Origin of the sequence: Microbacterium phycohabitans (assembly GCF_032464935.1) — a bacterium.
Taxonomy (GTDB): Bacteria; Actinomycetota; Actinomycetes; order Actinomycetales; family Microbacteriaceae; genus Microbacterium; species Microbacterium phycohabitans.
The window spans coordinates 801,739-818,247 of sequence record NZ_JAWDIT010000002.1 but is presented as its reverse complement, the minus strand read 5'-3'; the positions used below and the strand labels follow the sequence as shown (position 1 = coordinate 818,247).

The window sequence follows — 16,509 nt, the reverse complement described above, 5'->3', positions numbered from 1 at the left end:
GACGTCGTCGGATCAGGAGCGTGCGGCCTCGGCGTGGTACGTCTCGTACCACCCGCTCGAGACGCCCTCCGCGGAGAGCGAGGGGCGGAAGGGCCGCGCGTGGGTGCGGGTGATGTTCGTCAGGTCCTGCAGGCGCTGCCGCGCCAGCTCGATGCCGACGTTCCAGGCTTCGTCGGTGGTCGCCGTTCCGGCCTCGCGCCAGATGGAGCGGCCCGCGAGCCACCCGCTGGAGCCCGCCTTCGACGACAGCTCGACCTGGTCGGCGAATTCGGCGAAGTCCACGCCCGCCGAGAGGATGACCCAGGGGACGTCGATCGCGGCATCCAACTGCGCGAGGGCGTCCTCGGCGCGCGAAACGTCGCCACCGGCGCCGAGGTAGCCCGGGAACTCCGTCTTGAGCACGTCGGCACCGAGCTCCACGGCCAGCCGGCCCGACTCGACGATCCCGTCGATGCGCGCCTGCTTCCACGCCGACGACGTGGGGTCCTCCCCGGCGAGCGGATGCCAGATGGGCTCGACCACGAGGGGCATCGCCCAGTCGGCGGCCTCCTCCGCCAGCGCGGAGACCAGATCGCGCTGCTGCGCGGCGTACGGGGACTCGGGGCGGTAGAACCACAGGAGCTTCGCGACGTCGGCCCCGGCGAGCTTCGCCTGGCGGACGCTCCACGTCTCGCGCATCCGCGTGGCCCGCTCGGTGGCGTCGCCGAGATAGCCGTCGTCCTCGAGGCTGACCATGACGCCGATGTCGCTCCCGATGGCATCCGACAGCACCGACTGGGCGTAGGAGTACTGCGGGTCGACGAGGAAGCCGCTCACCGATTCGCGCAGGCCGGCGATCACCCGGTGCTTCCCCTCGACCGTCTGTTCGTACGTGACCTTCGAGGGGTCGTCATCGATGAGGATCTGGAAGTCGGAGAGGTGGTCGATCGCGCACAGCGTGAAGAACCCGTCGGCGGTCGTCGACCGGCGCAGCGATCGGACCTTGCCCACGTCGTGGGGCAGCGGAGCAGAGGTGGAGTGAGACACGGAGGGACCTTCTTCTCGTGGGTGGTCTGTCGAGGTCAGGGGCGGGATCAGCGGGGCGCGAGCGCGAGCAGCATCCCGGCGACGAACGTGTCGCCGAGGCCGAGCGTCACGCGGGGCGAGGGCGTGTACGGAGAGGGCACCGCGACGAGGCGGTAGCGCGGATCCGGCGACTCGCGGTGTAGCGACGCCGGGAGGGAGCCGAGAGCGGTCCCGGCCGGCATCTCGCGCGGCAGCACGGGGGCTCCGGTGACCGCGCGGGTCGCGGCGAGCAGACACCCGGTCAGCAGCGCCTTCTCTTCGAGCGCGGGATCGCCGGTGGTCACGACGAAGGCGAAATCGTCGGCGTGCACGCTCAGACGGTCCAGTCCGAGCTCGTTCGCGATGGCGACCGCCGCCTCGACCGGATCGGACGTGGATGCCAGTTGATCGAGCTCCGAGAGCGACATGCCGAGACTGTTGACGAACCCGGCCAGCGCCGTGACGGTGGAGCGGGCGTGCTCGTGGCTCTCGTACTCGGCGATCTCGAAGTGCACGAGGCGGCGGCGCTCGGCGAGCCCCGCGAACCGGTCTTCGAACCACGCACGCGTGGGCTCGACGGCGGACGGCGCAGCCGTCTGGAAGCCGGACAGCAGGACCGTCGTCACCCCCTGTCCCTCGACGTATGCGGCGAAGGCATCGTCCAGATCGAGGGTGCGTGCCGGGGCACGCAGGATGATGCGGGTCGAGCGGCGCGTCGTCACCTCGTCGGCATCGTCGGTGGCTGCGCGCAGCCGCACGCCCTGCGTGAACTGGAAGACGAAGATCGGGTCGTTCGGTCGCTCGGTCGACGGCGTGATCTCGCGGGGCGAGTGCAGGTCGCCGTCGTCGCCGACGACGCGGAGCCCGTCGTCCATCGTCTCGAGCTGCACGGCGGTCCGATCCGTCAGCGCGAGCACGCTCTGCACACCGAGGGATGCCAGCACGCGGGAGACCTGCGCGCCGGTCCCGCCCATCGTGGGCGTGCCCCGGAACGTGCGCGCGATCCAGTCGAATCCCCGACGCGCTGCGAGGACCTCGCCTCCGCGACCGTTGAGGATACGATCGTGCAGCCATCGGGCGAGGTCGCGCACTTCCTGGTCGTCGTCGTCCTGCGCCTCGACGATCGCCGCGAACTCGGCCTCGCCGACGGAGCAGATGTGGTCGTTGCAGACGGAGAATCCGGTCCCGATCAGCGGCGCGGTCCGCACGAGCCCGTCGAGTTCGCCGAGGACGGCGGCGTACTTCGCTCGCGCCTCGTCGACCGTGCGGAGGTCGTCGCCCGACAGCGTCTCGCTCATTCCTGTGCCACTCCCTCGCGACCTCGTCGTCGATGCCGCGTCGCGCCACATGCCGCGTCGAACGCGGGAAGGTGGGTCGGGTGACCTCGTGATCCGAGACTAAGCGAGTCGCGCAATTTGCGCAACTAGATGTGCAAGTCGCGCGATATGCGCATATTGCGCGTGGTGACGGAGAACGAAGCGCGTCGAAGGCCGCGCCCTCTATCGTCGATGCCGTGACCCGCCGCCTTCGCTCCCTCGGCTTCCTCACCATCGGCCTGTTCGATCGCGACGATCCGCGGGCCGGACACGAGACGACCCTGTCGATCATCGAGCGCGGCGAGCGCCTCGGTTTCGACAGCGCGTGGCTGCGCGATCGGCACCTGCAGTACGGCATCTCCTCGCCCGTGGCCGTGCTCGCCGCGGCTACCCAGCGCACGAGCCGCATCCGCCTCGGCACCGCGGTCATCCCGCTCGGGTGGGAGAACCCGTTGCGACTGGCGGAAGACCTGGCCACGGTCGACGTGCTCTCGGGCGGGCGCCTCGAGCCGGGGTTCTCGGTGGGGCCGCCGCCTCGCCTCGACGACGTCGCCGCGGCGCTGTACCCCGACACCGTCGAGCACGAGGACTTCGGATACGAACGCCTCGCGCGGCTGCGAAGGTTCATCGCCGGGGATGCGATCAGCGCCCGGGCCGGCACCGAGGGCATCGAGGAGTTCTCCGAGCGCGTGGAGCCGCACTCGCCCGGCCTGGCGGAACGCCTCTGGTACGGGGCGGGCAGCGCCCGATCGGCGGCGTGGGCGGCCGAGAACGACTTCCACCTCCTGACGAGCAGCGTCGTTCAGGCGGGAGAGACCACCGACTTCGACCGGGAGCAGCACGCGCAGATCCTGCTCTACCGCGAGACGCACCACGCCGGTGAGCGTGCCCGCGTCTCGCAGGGGCTGGTGGTGGTCCCGACCGACACGGCGTCACCCGAACAGCGCCGGCGGTACGAGGCGTACGCCGAGGCGCGGCGCGGGCGCATCGGCATCCCCCACGGCCCGCGCGGACTGCTGTTCGCCGAAGATCTCGTCGGCACGTCGGAGCAGATCGCCGAGCGACTGCTGTCGTCGCGGGCGTTCCCCGAGGTCGACGAGGTGGCGTTCGCCCTGCCCTTCGACTTCGCCGCCGACGACTACGTGCAGATCCTCGAGGACATCGCGGGCCGACTCGGCCCGCTCCTGGGGTGGGCGCCGGGCGAGTGACTCGCCGCAGGTCGGCGGCCCGACCTCGGCCGGCAGCCCGGACTGACGTAGCGCGAACCCCTGACCCTGCGTGCGGCACCCACCGGCACGGCCCGCGCGCACAACCTCCGCGATGCGCACATCCTCCGCCGGCATCCGCCCGTTCGGACCGAGGTTGCGCACATCACCGACTTCACGCGCAGCGCCGAGCGGGCGCGCACGAGCCGCGGCTCAGCGCTGCCGCGCCACCGCCCGCCCCAGTCGGCGTGCGGCCTCGCGCAGCCGTTCCTCATCGGTGTCGCCATAGGCCAGGCGCAGGTGGCGGTCGGCATCCGTCCCCGGTCCCGAGGGGAAGAAGGCGCCGCGCTGGTACTCAACGCCCTCGGCGCTCGCGTCGGCGGCGAGGCGGTCGGCGTCGATCGCGTCGTCGTTCACGCGCGGCCAGAGGAACAGCCCACCGTCGGGCACCGTGACCTCGAACGCCCCGGGCGCCTCCGCCTCCAGCGCGTCCGCCAGCGCGTGTGCGCGGGAGCGGTACAACGCCCGCGCCCGACCCAGCACCCGGTCGAACAGCTCCGCGTCGCTCGTGAGCAGCTCCGCGATCACGGCCTGGACGAAGGTCGACGAATGCGAGTCCTGGCGACTGCGCAGGGCCACGGCATCCGGGACCAGACGCGGCGGCAGCACGATCCACCCCAGCCGAAGCCCCGGGCCGAGCGTCTTGGTGAACGTGTTGACGTGGATGACGTGGTCGGAGTCGTGGAAGGGGGTCAGCGACTCGGGCTCCCCGCGGAATCGCAGCTCGCGGTAGGGGTCGTCGGCGAACACGACGAAGCCGTACTTCTCGGCCAGAGCGACCAGCTCACGCCGTCGCGCGGTCGGCAGTGACGACTGCGAGGGGTTGTGGAACTCGGGCACGGTGTACACCGCGGCGGGGCGCGCCCCCTCGCGCAGGCGCGCGGCGAGCTCGTCGATGTCGAGGCCCTCGGCACCCACGCGGATCGGCAGCACCCGCGCGTCGGCCAGCTCCAGCCCGCGCAGGAAGAGCGGGAACACGGGGTTGTCGACGGCGACGAGGTCGCCGCGTTCGAGCACGGCCTGCACGGCGAGCGCGAGCCCGTGGAAGCCGCCGTTGGTGACGAGTACGCGCGCGACGTCGACGCCCTCGCGCGCGGCGATCCACTCGCGCAGCCCCGGGATCCCCTCCGTGCGGGAGTACTGCAGCGACGACGCTCCCGGCCGGGCGAGCACGCGTGCGGTCGCCTCCGCGAGCTCGGCGGTCGGCAGCACCGACGGATCCGGGATGCCGCCGAGCAGCTCGATCGCATCCACGCGGCGATCGCGCAGGGTCTGATCGCCGAATCCCTTCGGCGCGGTGAACGCCTCGATGAGCGCGGGACGGGAACGGGGAGGGGACAGCACGGTCATCGGGAGCTCCGGAGGTCGGGGGACGGGATGGCGTCGACGAGGGCGCGGGTGTACTCCTCACGCGGATGCGAGAGCACGTCGTCCACCCGACCGGCCTCGACGACGCGACCGTCTTTGAGCACCGAGACGGTGTCGGCGATCTGCCGCACGAGCGCGAGGTCGTGCGAGACGAAGAGGTAGGTGAGACCGCGCTCGCGCTGCAGGCGGCGCAGCACGTCGAACACCCCCGCCTGTACCGTCACGTCGAGCGCCGAGGTGGGCTCGTCGAGCACGATCACATCGGGCTCGAGCACGAGGGCGCGCGCGATCGCGACGCGTTGACGCTGGCCGCCCGACAGGGCGTCGGGGCGACGACGGGCCAGGTGGGGCGGCAGGCCCACGGCATCCAGCGCCTCGGTCACTCTCGTCGATCGCTCCCGCCGCGTGCCCACGCGATACCGGTCGAGGGGTTCGCGGACGATGCGCCCGACGCTCCACGTGGGATCGAGGGAGGTGAAGGGGTTCTGATACACCAGCTGCAGGTGGCGTCGGATGCCGTGCAGCTCCGCGTCGGGGCGCCCCGTGACCGCCTGTCCGTCGACGAGGATGCGCCCGGCGTCGGGCGTCTCGAGGCCGAGCAGCAACCGCACCGTCGTCGTCTTCCCCGACCCCGACTCCCCCACGAGGGCGTGCGTGGTGCCGGGGGGAACGCGGAAAGACACCCCCGACACGGCGGGCCGCGCCGTGCCGTCGACGACGAAGCTCTTCGAGATCCCACTCACGTCGATGCGGGCCGACGCGGTGTCGGTGGTCCACGCGTCGACCCCGCGGTCGTCGAGATCGCGTCGGTAGCGGTCGGGGTTCAGTGCGGGCGCGTCGGCCTGCAGCTGCACCGTGTAGGGCGAGGTCGGCGCGGCGAACACGGCGCGGGTCGCCCCGGCCTCCTGCACGCGACCGTCCTTGAGCACGACGATCTCGTCGGTGCGCTCGGCGGCGATCGCGAGGTCGTGGGTGATGAGCAGCAACCCGATGCCGAGGTCGGCGCGCAGGTCTGCGAGCAGGTCGAGGATGCGCTTCTGGATCGTCACATCGAGGGCGCTCGTCGGCTCGTCGGCGACGAGCAGGTCGGGACGCGGCAGCACGGCGAGGCCGATGAGTACGCGCTGGAGCATGCCGCCCGAGAGCTGGTGCGGGTAGGAGTCGTACGCGCGACGCGGGTCGGGCAGGCCGACGCGCGAGAAGACGTCGAGGATCGCCTCGCGCTGCTCCCGCGCGTCGCGGAGACCGGCGAGCGCAGCCGCCTCGTGCGCCTGCGCGCCGACCGTGCGGACGGGGTTGAGCGCGTGCGAGGGGTCCTGCGGCACGAAACCGATCCGACGCCCGCGCAGCGGCCGGAACGCCCCCTCGGACAGGCCCAGCACCTCCGTGCCGTCGAGCTCGACGCGTCCCTCCGCCCGCCCGACACCGCGCGGCAGCAGCCGCAGCACCGACCGCGCGATCGTCGACTTGCCCGAACCCGACTCCCCGATGAGCGCGAGACTGCCCCCGCGCGGGATCGCGAACGACACCTCGTGCACCACCGTCGTGCGCGCATAAGAGACCGACAGATCGTGCACCCGCAGGAGGGCGGGGGCCGGAACAGTCGCCTTCCGAGCGGAAGGAAGTGCGATGGTCATGAGGTCCTCCGAAGCCACCGGCTGATGCGGTTGATGGACAGCACCGTCGCCACCGTGACCAGGGCCGGCCACAGCACGAGCCACGGCGCGCGCGGGTAGTCCTTGCCCGCCGAGATGAGCAATCCCCAATCGGATGCCGGGGGCGGGTCGCCGTAGCCGAGGAACGCGAGCCCCGCGATGACGAGGATCGACAGTCCGAACTGCAGCACCGCGAGCGGCACGAGCGAGCGCGAGGCGTTGGGCAGCACGTGGCGGAACAGCACGTGCAGGCGCGAGCCTCCCTGCAGCCGTGCCGCCTCGACGAACACCGCGGAGCGCACCCGCAGCACCTCCGCCCGCATGACGCGGGCGAACACGGCCACGGCGGAGACCCCCGTGGCGATCGCGGCGTTGATGGTCTGGAAGCCGAGCGAGCTGACGATCACGACCGCGAGGAGGAAGGCGGGGATCGCCAGCAGCACGTCGACGAAGCGCGCGAGCACCACGTCGATCCACGATCCGAGGAAGCCCGCGAGCAGACCGATCACGCCGCCCACGATCACGCCGATCGCCACGGCGACCAGGGCGCTCGTCACCGACGACTGGGCACCGAAGACGATGCGGGCGAACAGGTCGCGACCCAGGTGGTCCGTGCCGAGCGGGTGCGCGGCGCCGGGGGCCTGGAGCTTGTCGGCCGGCACCCCGAGCGCGGGATTCTGCGAGGTGAACAGCGTCGGGGCGAGCGACCAGCCGAGCACCACCGCCACGACGAGGAACGACACGACGACGCTCACCGGAACGCGCGGACGGATGCCGCGGACGCGGGCGATCGAGAAGCGCGGCACGAGGGCGGAGACGGCGGTCATGCGACGCCCACCTCCTCGCGCCGCGACCGAGTCGACGCCTCCGGTGAGGCCGCGGGCCCGTCCGAGCTGGACGCGCCGCCGGCAGCGCGACCGCGGGAAGCGATCGACACGCGCGGATCGAGCAGCGGATAGGCGAGGTCGGCGAGGAGGTTCACGACCACGAAGACCAGCGCGGCGAGCGAGACCACCGCCTGCAGCACCGGCAGGTCCTGGCTCGCGACGGCCGATTCCACGAGGGTGCCCACACCCACGCGTCCGAAGATCGCCTCGGTGATGAGCGCCCCGCCGAGCAGCTCGCCCACGATCAGTGCGAGCACCGTCACAGTCGGCAGCGCCGATGGTTTCGCGAGGTGCCGCAGGAACAGCGCCCCCGATCGCAGTCCGCGCGAGCGCGCCACGGCGACGTACTCCTGCCGCGACTCGTGGTCGAGCGAGGCGATGAGCACCTCCGCGAGCTGGGCGGACACCGGGATGCCGAGTGCCACGGCCGCGAAGAAGGTCCCCCACGGCGTCTCGGTGTCGATCATGCTGAACAGCCCGAGGCCGAAGGCGAACACGTGGATGAGCAGGAGGCCGATGACGAAGTTCGGCACCGAGAGGAACAGCGAGGGCAGCGACCGCAGCACGCCCTGTCCCAGGCGAGGGGGGAGGAACTGGGTGCCGTACGCGATGACGACCGCCAGCACGACGGCGACGAGCAGGGCGACCGCGGCGAGGCTCAGGGTCGAGCCGAGGGCGTCGACGACGAGCGAACCGACGGGCAGGTTGGATCGCAGCGAGACGCCGAGGTCGCCCACCACGAAGCGGCCGAGCGACGACGACAGCTGCACCCACCACGGCTGATCGAGCCCGTAGTAGGCGACGATGCGGGCGATGTCGTCTTCCGTGAAGCCGTTGTCGGGGTTGCGGAGGGTGCTGGTGACGGGGTCGCCGGGCAGGACGCTGATCACGGCGAACGTGAACAGGTACGCCAGCAGCACGACGACGATCGCCTGACCGGTGCGCCGCAGCGCGAAACGGCCGTAGGTGCGAAGCATGCGCGCTCCTTTCTCGGGACGAGGATCGGGGACGGATGCCGCGCACGCGCCCCCGACCGCGGTCAGTCGTTCAGCCAGGCGTCGAGGTAGTACGCGTAGGCGAGACCGTTGTAGGCGACGCCGCTCACCTCGGGGGCCTGCACGTAGATGCGCTGCACGATCTGCGTCAGGGGGACGAAGTACGCCTGCTTCAGCACGTAGCCCTGCAGCTCGTCGGCCACGGCGGCTCGCGCCTCGCGGTCGGTGGCCGTGGCGATACGCGTCGACAGGTCGTTGAGGGTGGCATCCGAGGTCCCGAGCTTGAACCAGTCCTCGTCTCCCTTCTTCTGCGCCGTGAGCACCCCGGCCACCGTGCCGACGTCGACGAAGCTGCGCGTGATCTCGGTCGCGGGCACCGTGGCGTTGCCGATGACCTTCTGCCCGTAGGTGGGCACGTCGTAGGTCTCGAGGTTCACCTCGAAGCCCAATGCGGACAGCTGCTGATCGACGAGCTCGTCGACGGCCTGCGAGGCCTGGAGGTAGGGGTTGGGGTAGAGCGTGAACGTCAGCTTCTGCCCGCCCTTCGTGCGTGTGCCGTCGGCGCCCTTCACCCAGCCCGCCGCGTCGAGCAGGGCGGCGGCCTCGTCGGGGTCGTACGCGAAGTCGGCACCGTGATCGGTCGCCTCGGGCACGGTGCTCTGGATGAACGACTCGGCGGCGTGCCAGTCCGCGGTGTAGACGGTCGAGAGGATCTCGTCGCGATCGATGCCGTGCTGCACCGCCTGGCGCACGCGGATGTCGTCGAACGGAGCGACCGCGGTGTTCAGCGCGTATCCGTTCACGAAGCCGAGGTAGCGCGGCGTCTCGACGGTGAGCCCCTCCTGCTTCAGGGCGTCCAGGTCCTGCGGGCTGGCGTTGTAGGCCACCTGCGCCTGGCCCGACTCGACCGAGGCCGTGCGCAGCGAGGGCTCGGCGACCTGCTTGTACGTGATCGTGTCGAGGTACGCCGGACCGTCGTGCCCGAGCGCCTCGGGACCCCAGTCGTAGTCGTCGCGCTTCTTCAGCACGACGCTGTCGCCGTCGGCGACCGTCTCGACGACGAACGGCCCGCTGCCGATGTCCTTGGTCAGATCGGCCTGCTGGTCGGAGGGGAGGGCGAGGGTGGCCGGCGAGAGCAGGATCGAGCCGTGGTAAGCCAGCGTGGGGATGAAGCTGAGCGTGGGTGCCGAGAACGACACGGTCACCGTCGTGGCATCCACCGCCTCGGCGCCGAGGTAGTTGGCCGAGGGGAACAGGCCGATGCGGTTGATGCCCTCGTCGGGCCGCCCCTTCGCCCAGATGTCGATGTTCGCCACGACCGCGGCCGCATCGAGCGGGGTGCCGTCGGAGAACGTCACCCCCTCCTTCAGGTGGAGCGTGAACTGCGTCTTGTCGGCGTTCTCGTCCCAGCTCTCGGCGATCCACGGGCTCAGCGCGCCCTCCGCGTCGACGTAGACGAGCTTGTCGGTGACGTTTCCCCAGATCTGTCCCTGATAGCTGGAGATCGAGCTGTTGTTGGGGATCCAGGTGGCGCCGAGCGAATCGATGAGGAACACGAGGTCTCCCCCGGTCTGCGGGGTCGAGCTCTCGGCCGGGGCGGAGGAGGAACCGGCGCCGCACCCGCTGAGCACGAGGGCGCCGGCGGCGAGGACGGAGGCGACGCCGGTGAGGCGACGGAGGCGAATGGTCATGACGTGACGTTCCTTGACTGTGGGGAGGGTTACAGGGCTTTGCCGGGGTTGAACAGTCCGACGGGATCGAGCGCCGATTTGATCGCGAACTGCGCCGCGCGCACCCGGTCGGCGAGCTCTTCGGCGGCGAGCGCCCGCTTGACGGTGCCGATGCCGTGCTCGCCGCTGACCGTGCCGCCGAGGGCGAGGGCGGCACGCACGATGTCGTCGACGGCGTGGTGCAGCGCGGCAGGCGGGTTCGCGGGGTCGGCCCCCGCGGGGATCGGGAGCGTCACCACCGGGTGGAGGTTCCCGTCGCCGGCGTGGGCGACCGCGCTGATCTCGACGCCGTGACGGGACTCGATGGCCGAGAACCCCGCGAACATCTCCGCGATGCGTGATTTCGGCACGGCGACGTCGCCGCCCGCGAACCAGGAACGCTCGTCGAACCTGCGCCCCGATCGTCGCAGTTCCCAGAACACCTCGGCATCCGTCTCGCTCTCCACCCGCACACGGGCGCCGGCCGCCTCGAGCGCGGCGGTCAGTTCGGCGGTCTGCTCGTCGATGCCGAAGCCGTCGAGTTCGATGAGCAGCAGCGCCGCGCCGCGAGCACGCAGGTCCGAGTTCTGCGCTGCGTCGATGCCGACCAGCGTGGGCTCGTCGAGGAATTCGACGACGCTCGGACGCACGCGCGACGCCGTGATCGCTCCGATCGCCGTGACCCCCTCCGCCGTGGAAGCGAAGAACGCCGTCACGGTGCGGCGCGCGACGGGGAGCGGACGGATGCGGACGGTCGCGCCGACTACGATGCCCAGCACGCCCTCGGACCCGACGAAGAGCGAGACGAGGTCGAGACCGGTGACGCCCTTGATCGAGCGGTGGCCCACCGAGACGAGGCTGCCGTCGGCGAGGACGATGTCGAGGGCGAGCACCGACTCGCGGGTCACTCCGTACTTCGCGCAGCGCAGGCCCCCGGCGTTCGTGGCGATGTTGCCGCCGATCGTGGAGATGCGCCAGCTCGCCGGGTCGGGGGCGTAGAAGAGGCCGAGCGGGGCGAGCCTGTCGTTCAGGGCGGCGTTGAGGACGCCGGGCTCGACCACCGCGACCTCGTCGGCCGGCGAGACCTCCACGATCCGGTCGAGGCGGTCGGTCGAGATCACCAGCTGGTCGGCCTGTGCGCCGGCGCCGCCGGACAGCCCGGTCCCCGCCCCGCGCGGGACGACGCTCACTCCGTACCGCGCGGCGAGTCGCACGAGCTCCTGCACCTCGGCGACCGTCCTCGGCACGGCCACGGCGGGCCCGTCGCCGGCCGGTTCACCCTGTCGCGGGGCCGTGCCCGCGTCCCAGGCGAACGACGCCGTGGCGGCCGACGGCGCGCGCACGTCGAGGTGCGGGGCATCCGCGCCCACGGCATCGAGGAGGGCGGATACGCCCGTGAGCGGGGCGAGGGCGGTGGGAGCGCTCATGGACGGGCCTCTCTCGATGACGGTGGGACCAGGCTGGACGGCGGGGCTCCGGCCGAAGTTAGAGGCCGGAGCGGGCGCGCTCATCTCGACCGAAACGCGGAGTCGTCACACGTCATGGGAGGAAACGCGGAGTCGTGAAACGTCACGGAGAGCGCTGCGGCGTGCGACGTCCCTCCGGAGCCGTTATGTTGCGCCGCACTCGCGCGAACGTGTCGCTGCGAGGCGTTGCGTTACGTCATCGATTGAGCCCCGCGCCGCCCTCGCGCGACAGTGATGACGACCCCGCCACCCGCAGAACAAGGAGCCCCGATGCCCGACCGCATCCACCTCGCCGTCGCCCTGGACGGGGCCGGCTGGCATCCCGCCGCGTGGCGCGAGCCCGGCGCGCGCCCCGCCGAGCTGACGTCGGCCGGCTACTGGCGCGACCTCATCCGCACCGCCGAGGACGCGAGCCTCCTGTTCGCCACGATCGAGGATGCGCTCAGCCTCGGCGGACGATCGGGCGAACCGGATGCCGAGACCCGGCGCGACCGCGTGCGCGGGCGTCTCGACGCGGTGCTGCTGGCGTCGTTCCTGGCACCTGCCACGGGACGGATCGGCCTCGTGCCCACGGCGACGACCGCGCACCCGGAGCCCTTCCACCTCGCGACGGGCCTGCAGACGCTCGACCACGCGAGCCGGGGACGCGGCGGCGTGCGGCTCGTGGCCGGATCCACGGAGCAGGAGCGGGCGAACTTCGGCCGCCGCGCCGACGGACCCACCGGCCTTCCCGCCTCGGGCCGCGTCGAGGACGACCCGGCGCTGCTCGCCGCATTCCGCGAGGCGGGCGAGGTCGCCGAGGTGATCCGACGCCTCGCCGACTCGTGGGAGGACGACGCGATCGTGCGCGACGTCGCCTCGGGGAGGTTCCTCGACCGGGACCGCGTGCACAACGCCGACTTCGCGGGCGAGTTCTTCTCGATCACCGGCGCCTCGATCGTGCCGCGCTCCCCGCAGGGCCAGCCGCTCATCACCGCTCTCGCCCATCAGAGCGTGCCGTACCTCTTCGCCGCGGAGCACGCCGACCTCGTGTTCGTCACCCCCTCCGACGCGGCGTCGGCCACCGGCATCCTGAACGAGCTGCGGGATGCCGCCGACGCCGTGCGCGCGCTCGAGGAGCCGCTTCGCGTCTTCGCCGACCTGCTCGTGCTCGTGGAGGAGACGCGCGAGGCCGCCGACGCCGTGTGGAGCCGCCTCCAGGACCGCGCGCCGCTCACGACCGACGCGCGCGTCGTGGTGGGCACCGCCGACGACGTCGTCGAGGAGATCCGCGCTCTCGCCGCGGCGGGGGTCGACGGCATCCGCCTGCGCCCGGCCCGCGTGCCCGTCGACCTCGAGGCGATCGCCGATCGGGTGGTCCCGCGGGCGGCGGAAGCGGGCATCCTGCGTCCCGACGACGGTGCCGCCACGCTGCGAGAGCGTCTCGGACTCCCCCGCCCCGCCAGTCGCTACGCCCGTCAGGAGGTCGGCGCATGACCCGTCGGCAGATCCACCTCGCCGCCCATTTCCCCGGGGTGAACAACACGACCGTGTGGACCGATCCGGCCGCGGGGAGCCAGATCGACTTCTCGTCGTTCGAGCACTTCGCCCGCACCGCCGAGCGCGGCCTGTTCGACTACCTGTTCCTCGCGGAGGGGCTGCGTCTGCGCGAGCACCGTGGACGACTGCACGACCTCGACGTCGCCGGGCGTCCGAACACCCTCGCGATCCTCACGGCCCTCGCCGCGGTCACCGAGCACATCGGCCTCGTCGGGACGCTGAACACCACCTTCAACGAGCCCTACGAGCTCGCCCGGCAGCTCGGCACCCTCGACCTGCTCTCGAACGGTCGCGCGGGGTGGAACGCCGTGACCAGCTCCGACGCCTTCCACGGCGCGAACTTCCGCCGCGGCGGATACCTCGATCACGCCGACCGCTACGTACGGGCGTCGGAGTTCGCCGAGATCTCGAAGGCGCTGTGGTCGTCGTGGCGCGACGACGCGATCGAGGCGGATGCCGAGACCGGGGCCTTCCTGCGGGCGGGAGCGATCGCGCGGGTGCGGCACGCGTCGCGCCTGTTCGACGTCGACGCGGTGTTCGACGTGCCGCGCTCGCCCCAGGGGCGGCCGGTGATCGTGCAGGCCGGGGACTCGGCCGACGGCCGCGACTTCGCCACGGCCCACGCCGACGTCATCTTCTCGCTGCACACCGAGTTCGCCGACGCGCAGCAGTTCTACCGCGACGTGAAGGGACGGCTGGCCGCGCACGGTCGAGAGGAGGACTCCCTGAAGATCCTCCCCGCCGCGACCTTCGTGCTCGGCGACACCGCCGACGAGGCCCGCGAGCGCTCGCGCGAGATCGCCCTGGCGCAGGTGCGCCCGCAGACGGCGATCACGTACCTCGAGCAGATCTGGAACCGCGACCTCAGCGGCTACGACCCCGACGGACCGCTGCCCGACGTCGAACCCGACACGGGCGTCGAGACCGCGCAGGGCTTCGCGGGTCGGCACGCGGCCATCCGCGCCCGGGTCGGGAAGCTGCGCGAGCAGGCGGCGGCCGAGAACCTCAGCATCCGCGAGCTCGTCATCCGTCTGACCGCGAACCACACCTTCGTGGGGACGCCGGAGCACGTGGCATCCGAGATCGACCGCTACGTGCAGGAGCGCGCGACCGACGGGTTCACCGTGGTCGGCCACGTCACCCCGCACGGCCTCGACGAATTCGCCGACCGGGTCGTGCCGCTGCTGCAGGAGCGCGGGTCGTACCGACGCTCGTACGACGAGGGCGCCACCCTGCACGACCTGCTGGGGCTGCCGGCGGTTCGCGAACGGGTCACCGCGCCGTGAGCGACCTCGTGATCGTCGGGGCGGGACCGCGGGCGGTGATGCTCGTGGAGCGCCTGCTCGCACGGCGCACGCGCGCCGACGCCGTGCCCCTGCGCATCACGCTCGTCGACCCGTTCCCGCCCGGGGGCGGGCGCATCTGGCGGTATGCGCAGTCGCCGCTGCTGAAGCTCAACTCGATGGCGCGCGACGTGACGGTCTTCACCGACGACAGCTGCGTCATCTCCGGTCCGGTGCGCTCGGGACCCTCGCTCATCGAGTGGGCGGAACGCGTGCGCGACGGGCGCCTGCCCGACGTGCGGATCGATGATCCCGAGCTGGCCGACGAGGTGGACGGTCTGCGCGGCGAGAGCTTCCCGACGCGCCGCCTGCAGAGCCTGTACCTCGACTGGTTCTGGCGCCGCACGGTCGCCATCGCGCCCCCGGGAGTCGAGGTGCGATGGCATCCGGGCAGCGTGCAGTGGGTCGACGAGACCCCCGAGGGGTGGGAGGTCGCGCTCGCCGACGGCATCCGCCTGGATGCCGACGTCGTCGTCTACGCGGTCGGGCACAACGGACGCGAGCCGGAGGGCACCGCCCTCGACGTGAGCGCCGCGGGCGCCGCCGCCGGCTTCGCCTACCTCGAGCCGGACTTCACCGCCGACGCCGACCTGACGCGCCTCGCCCCCGGCGACGACGTCATCGTGCGCGGGATGGGACTGGCGTCGGTGGATGCCGTGGTGCTGCTGACCCAGGGGCGCGGAGGCCGTTTCTCGCGGAACGCCCGCGGCACGCTCGTCTACACCCCCTCGGGGCGCGAGCCGCGGCTGCACCTCGGCTCGCGGCGCGGCGTGCCCTACCGATCGAAGGTGACGTCGCAGGTGCAGGGCGATCCGCCCGAGCGCGAGGTCCTGACGCCCGCGGCCATCGCCGAGCTGCTGGCTCGGCCCGGCACCATCGACTTCCTCGACGACGTGTGGCCGCTCATCGCGCGGGAGCTCGTGCGGGGGCACTACCGCGAGCTCTTCACCGGGCACCCCGAACGCGTCGGCACCACCTGGGAGGCGTTCCGCGCGACGCTGCGAGCGGTCGACGGCGATACGGCGGCGCTCCGCCGCGCGGTCGCCGAGGTGGTGCCGGATCCCCTCGACCGGTTCGACGTTCCGCTCCTGGACGTGCCGCTGGGAGAGGAGACCTTCCCCGACGAGCGGGCGGTTCACGCGCGCGTCCGGCGGCACATCGCCGACGACCTGCTGCTGCGCACCTCGGCGCAGCACAGCGCGACGCAGGCGCTGTTCCTGACGATCCTGGGCTCGTTCCTCGCGCTCGGCGACATCCCGGTCGAACGGTGGAGCGCGCGCTCGCGAGCGGTCGACCTGCCCGTCACGTGGCACACGTTCTTCAGCTACGTCGCGTCGGGACCACCGCCGCACCGCCTGGAGGAGCTGCTCGCGCTCGCCGACGCGGGCGTCGTGCGCTTCCTCGGGCCCGAGCTGTCGGTGCACCTCGACCCGACCCGAGGCTTCGTCGCCACCTCCCCCCGTCACGGCGGCGAGATCGTCGCCTCCGCGCTCGTCGACGCGTGGCTGCCCGCACCCGCGGCGGCCGCGAGCGACAACCCGGCCCTGCGCGAGCTCGCCACCCGGCACGGGCGGGAGGTGTACGTGTCCGACGAGCAGTTCAGCGGCTCGCTCGGACGCATCGACACCGACCCCGACGGGCGGGTGATCGGCCGCGACGGCTCGGCGCACGCGACGCTGTTCGCACTGGGCCCGTTCACCGCGGGGCTCGAGGCCGGAGCCTTCACCCGGCCGAACTCCAACGCCCTGTCGTTGCGGCACACGGACCGCGTGGCGGGGGCGGTCACGAGCGCCGTCGCCCTCCGCCGCGTCGCCGGCATCCGCTGACCCGGCCCGTTTCGCCCGCGCCGATCGGGCGGAAGGAGGGCAGGATGGAGGCCTGCGCAATCCGAACCCGGGCGCGCGGCGAACACTTCTCGTAGT

12 protein-coding genes are annotated in these 16,509 nt (G+C 72.1%); 4 read left to right on the top strand and 8 right to left on the bottom strand.

The window, feature by feature from the left end; genetic code table 11:
• Nucleotides 1–12: 12 nt before the first annotated feature.
• The gene (locus RWH44_RS08180; protein WP_316004190.1) at nucleotides 13–1,026 is read right to left on the bottom strand and encodes a hypothetical protein; all 1,014 of its coding nucleotides are present in this window, start codon (nucleotides 1,024–1,026) and stop codon (nucleotides 13–15) included.
• A gap of 47 nt (nucleotides 1,027–1,073) precedes the next feature.
• The gene (locus RWH44_RS08175; protein WP_316004189.1) at nucleotides 1,074–2,342 is read right to left on the bottom strand and encodes an ADP-dependent glucokinase/phosphofructokinase; all 1,269 of its coding nucleotides are present in this window, start codon (nucleotides 2,340–2,342) and stop codon (nucleotides 1,074–1,076) included.
• Nucleotides 2,343–2,557: 215 nt separating this feature from the next.
• Here RWH44_RS08175 and RWH44_RS08170 point away from each other — a divergent pair, with 215 nt between their 5' ends.
• Nucleotides 2,558–3,568, top strand: coding sequence for an LLM class flavin-dependent oxidoreductase (locus tag RWH44_RS08170; RefSeq protein ID WP_316004188.1), 1,011 nt, complete (start codon nucleotides 2,558–2,560; stop codon nucleotides 3,566–3,568).
• A gap of 210 nt (nucleotides 3,569–3,778) precedes the next feature.
• Here RWH44_RS08170 and RWH44_RS08165 read toward each other — a convergent pair whose 3' ends face one another.
• The 6 genes from RWH44_RS08165 to RWH44_RS08140 all read right to left on the bottom strand — a co-directional run bounded on the left by RWH44_RS08165 (nucleotide 3,779) and on the right by RWH44_RS08140 (nucleotide 11,666).
• Nucleotides 3,779–4,975 carry an aminotransferase-like domain-containing protein gene (locus tag RWH44_RS08165; RefSeq protein ID WP_316004187.1) on the bottom strand — a complete coding sequence of 399 codons (1,197 nt, stop codon included), beginning with the start codon at nucleotides 4,973–4,975 and terminating at the stop codon, nucleotides 3,779–3,781.
• Nucleotides 4,972–6,630, bottom strand: a complete 1,659-nt coding sequence (locus tag RWH44_RS08160; protein WP_316004186.1) for a dipeptide ABC transporter ATP-binding protein — start codon at nucleotides 6,628–6,630, stop codon at nucleotides 4,972–4,974. The genes RWH44_RS08165 and RWH44_RS08160 overlap by 4 nt, the downstream gene beginning before the upstream one ends.
• On the bottom strand, nucleotides 6,627–7,475 hold the full coding sequence (locus RWH44_RS08155) for an ABC transporter permease (RefSeq protein ID WP_316004185.1): 849 nt from the start codon (nucleotides 7,473–7,475) through the stop codon (nucleotides 6,627–6,629). Before RWH44_RS08155 ends, RWH44_RS08160 begins: the two co-directional genes overlap by 4 nt.
• A complete protein-coding gene (locus tag RWH44_RS08150; RefSeq protein ID WP_298870446.1) occupies nucleotides 7,472–8,512 on the bottom strand; it encodes an ABC transporter permease in 1,041 nt (346 codons plus the stop codon). Before RWH44_RS08150 ends, RWH44_RS08155 begins: the two co-directional genes overlap by 4 nt.
• A 62-nt stretch (nucleotides 8,513–8,574) precedes the next feature.
• A complete protein-coding gene (locus RWH44_RS08145) occupies nucleotides 8,575–10,221 on the bottom strand; it encodes an ABC transporter substrate-binding protein (RefSeq protein WP_316004184.1) in 1,647 nt (548 codons plus the stop codon).
• A 29-nt stretch (nucleotides 10,222–10,250) separates the two neighbouring features.
• Nucleotides 10,251–11,666: an FAD-binding oxidoreductase gene (locus RWH44_RS08140; protein WP_316004183.1), complete on the bottom strand. Its 1,416-nt coding sequence runs from the start codon at nucleotides 11,664–11,666 to the stop codon at nucleotides 10,251–10,253.
• 309 nt (nucleotides 11,667–11,975) lie between these two features.
• Here RWH44_RS08140 and RWH44_RS08135 point away from each other — a divergent pair, with 309 nt between their 5' ends.
• The 3 genes from RWH44_RS08135 to RWH44_RS08125 are packed head-to-tail and all read left to right on the top strand — an operon-like array spanning nucleotide 11,976 to nucleotide 16,413.
• Nucleotides 11,976–13,181: an LLM class flavin-dependent oxidoreductase gene (locus RWH44_RS08135; RefSeq protein WP_316004182.1), complete on the top strand. Its 1,206-nt coding sequence runs from the start codon at nucleotides 11,976–11,978 to the stop codon at nucleotides 13,179–13,181.
• Nucleotides 13,178–14,530: an NtaA/DmoA family FMN-dependent monooxygenase gene (locus tag RWH44_RS08130; RefSeq protein ID WP_316004181.1), complete on the top strand. Its 1,353-nt coding sequence runs from the start codon at nucleotides 13,178–13,180 to the stop codon at nucleotides 14,528–14,530. The genes RWH44_RS08135 and RWH44_RS08130 overlap by 4 nt, the downstream gene beginning before the upstream one ends.
• Nucleotides 14,527–16,413 carry an FAD/NAD(P)-binding protein gene (locus RWH44_RS08125; RefSeq protein WP_316004180.1) on the top strand — a complete coding sequence of 629 codons (1,887 nt, stop codon included), beginning with the start codon at nucleotides 14,527–14,529 and terminating at the stop codon, nucleotides 16,411–16,413. The genes RWH44_RS08130 and RWH44_RS08125 overlap by 4 nt, the downstream gene beginning before the upstream one ends.
• Nucleotides 16,414–16,509: the final 96 nt, after the last annotated feature.

Excerpts from the sequence above, each read along its gene's own strand:
- RWH44_RS08155 (WP_316004185.1), bottom strand. The coding sequence starts at position 7,475 with ATGACCGCCGTCTCCGCCCTCGTGCCGCGCTTCTCGATCGCCCGCGTC.
- RWH44_RS08175 (WP_316004189.1), bottom strand. The coding sequence starts at position 2,342 with ATGAGCGAGACGCTGTCGGGCGACGACCTCCGCACGGTCGACGAGGCG.
- RWH44_RS08160 (WP_316004186.1), bottom strand. The coding sequence starts at position 6,630 with ATGACCATCGCACTTCCTTCCGCTCGGAAGGCGACTGTTCCGGCCCCC.
- RWH44_RS08130 (WP_316004181.1), top strand. The coding sequence starts at position 13,178 with ATGACCCGTCGGCAGATCCACCTCGCCGCCCATTTCCCCGGGGTGAAC.
- RWH44_RS08135 (WP_316004182.1), top strand. The coding sequence starts at position 11,976 with ATGCCCGACCGCATCCACCTCGCCGTCGCCCTGGACGGGGCCGGCTGG.
- RWH44_RS08165 (WP_316004187.1), bottom strand. The coding sequence starts at position 4,975 with ATGACCGTGCTGTCCCCTCCCCGTTCCCGTCCCGCGCTCATCGAGGCG.
- RWH44_RS08140 (WP_316004183.1), bottom strand. The coding sequence starts at position 11,666 with ATGAGCGCTCCCACCGCCCTCGCCCCGCTCACGGGCGTATCCGCCCTC.
- RWH44_RS08150 (WP_298870446.1), bottom strand. The coding sequence starts at position 8,512 with ATGCTTCGCACCTACGGCCGTTTCGCGCTGCGGCGCACCGGTCAGGCG.
- RWH44_RS08145 (WP_316004184.1), bottom strand. The coding sequence starts at position 10,221 with ATGACCATTCGCCTCCGTCGCCTCACCGGCGTCGCCTCCGTCCTCGCC.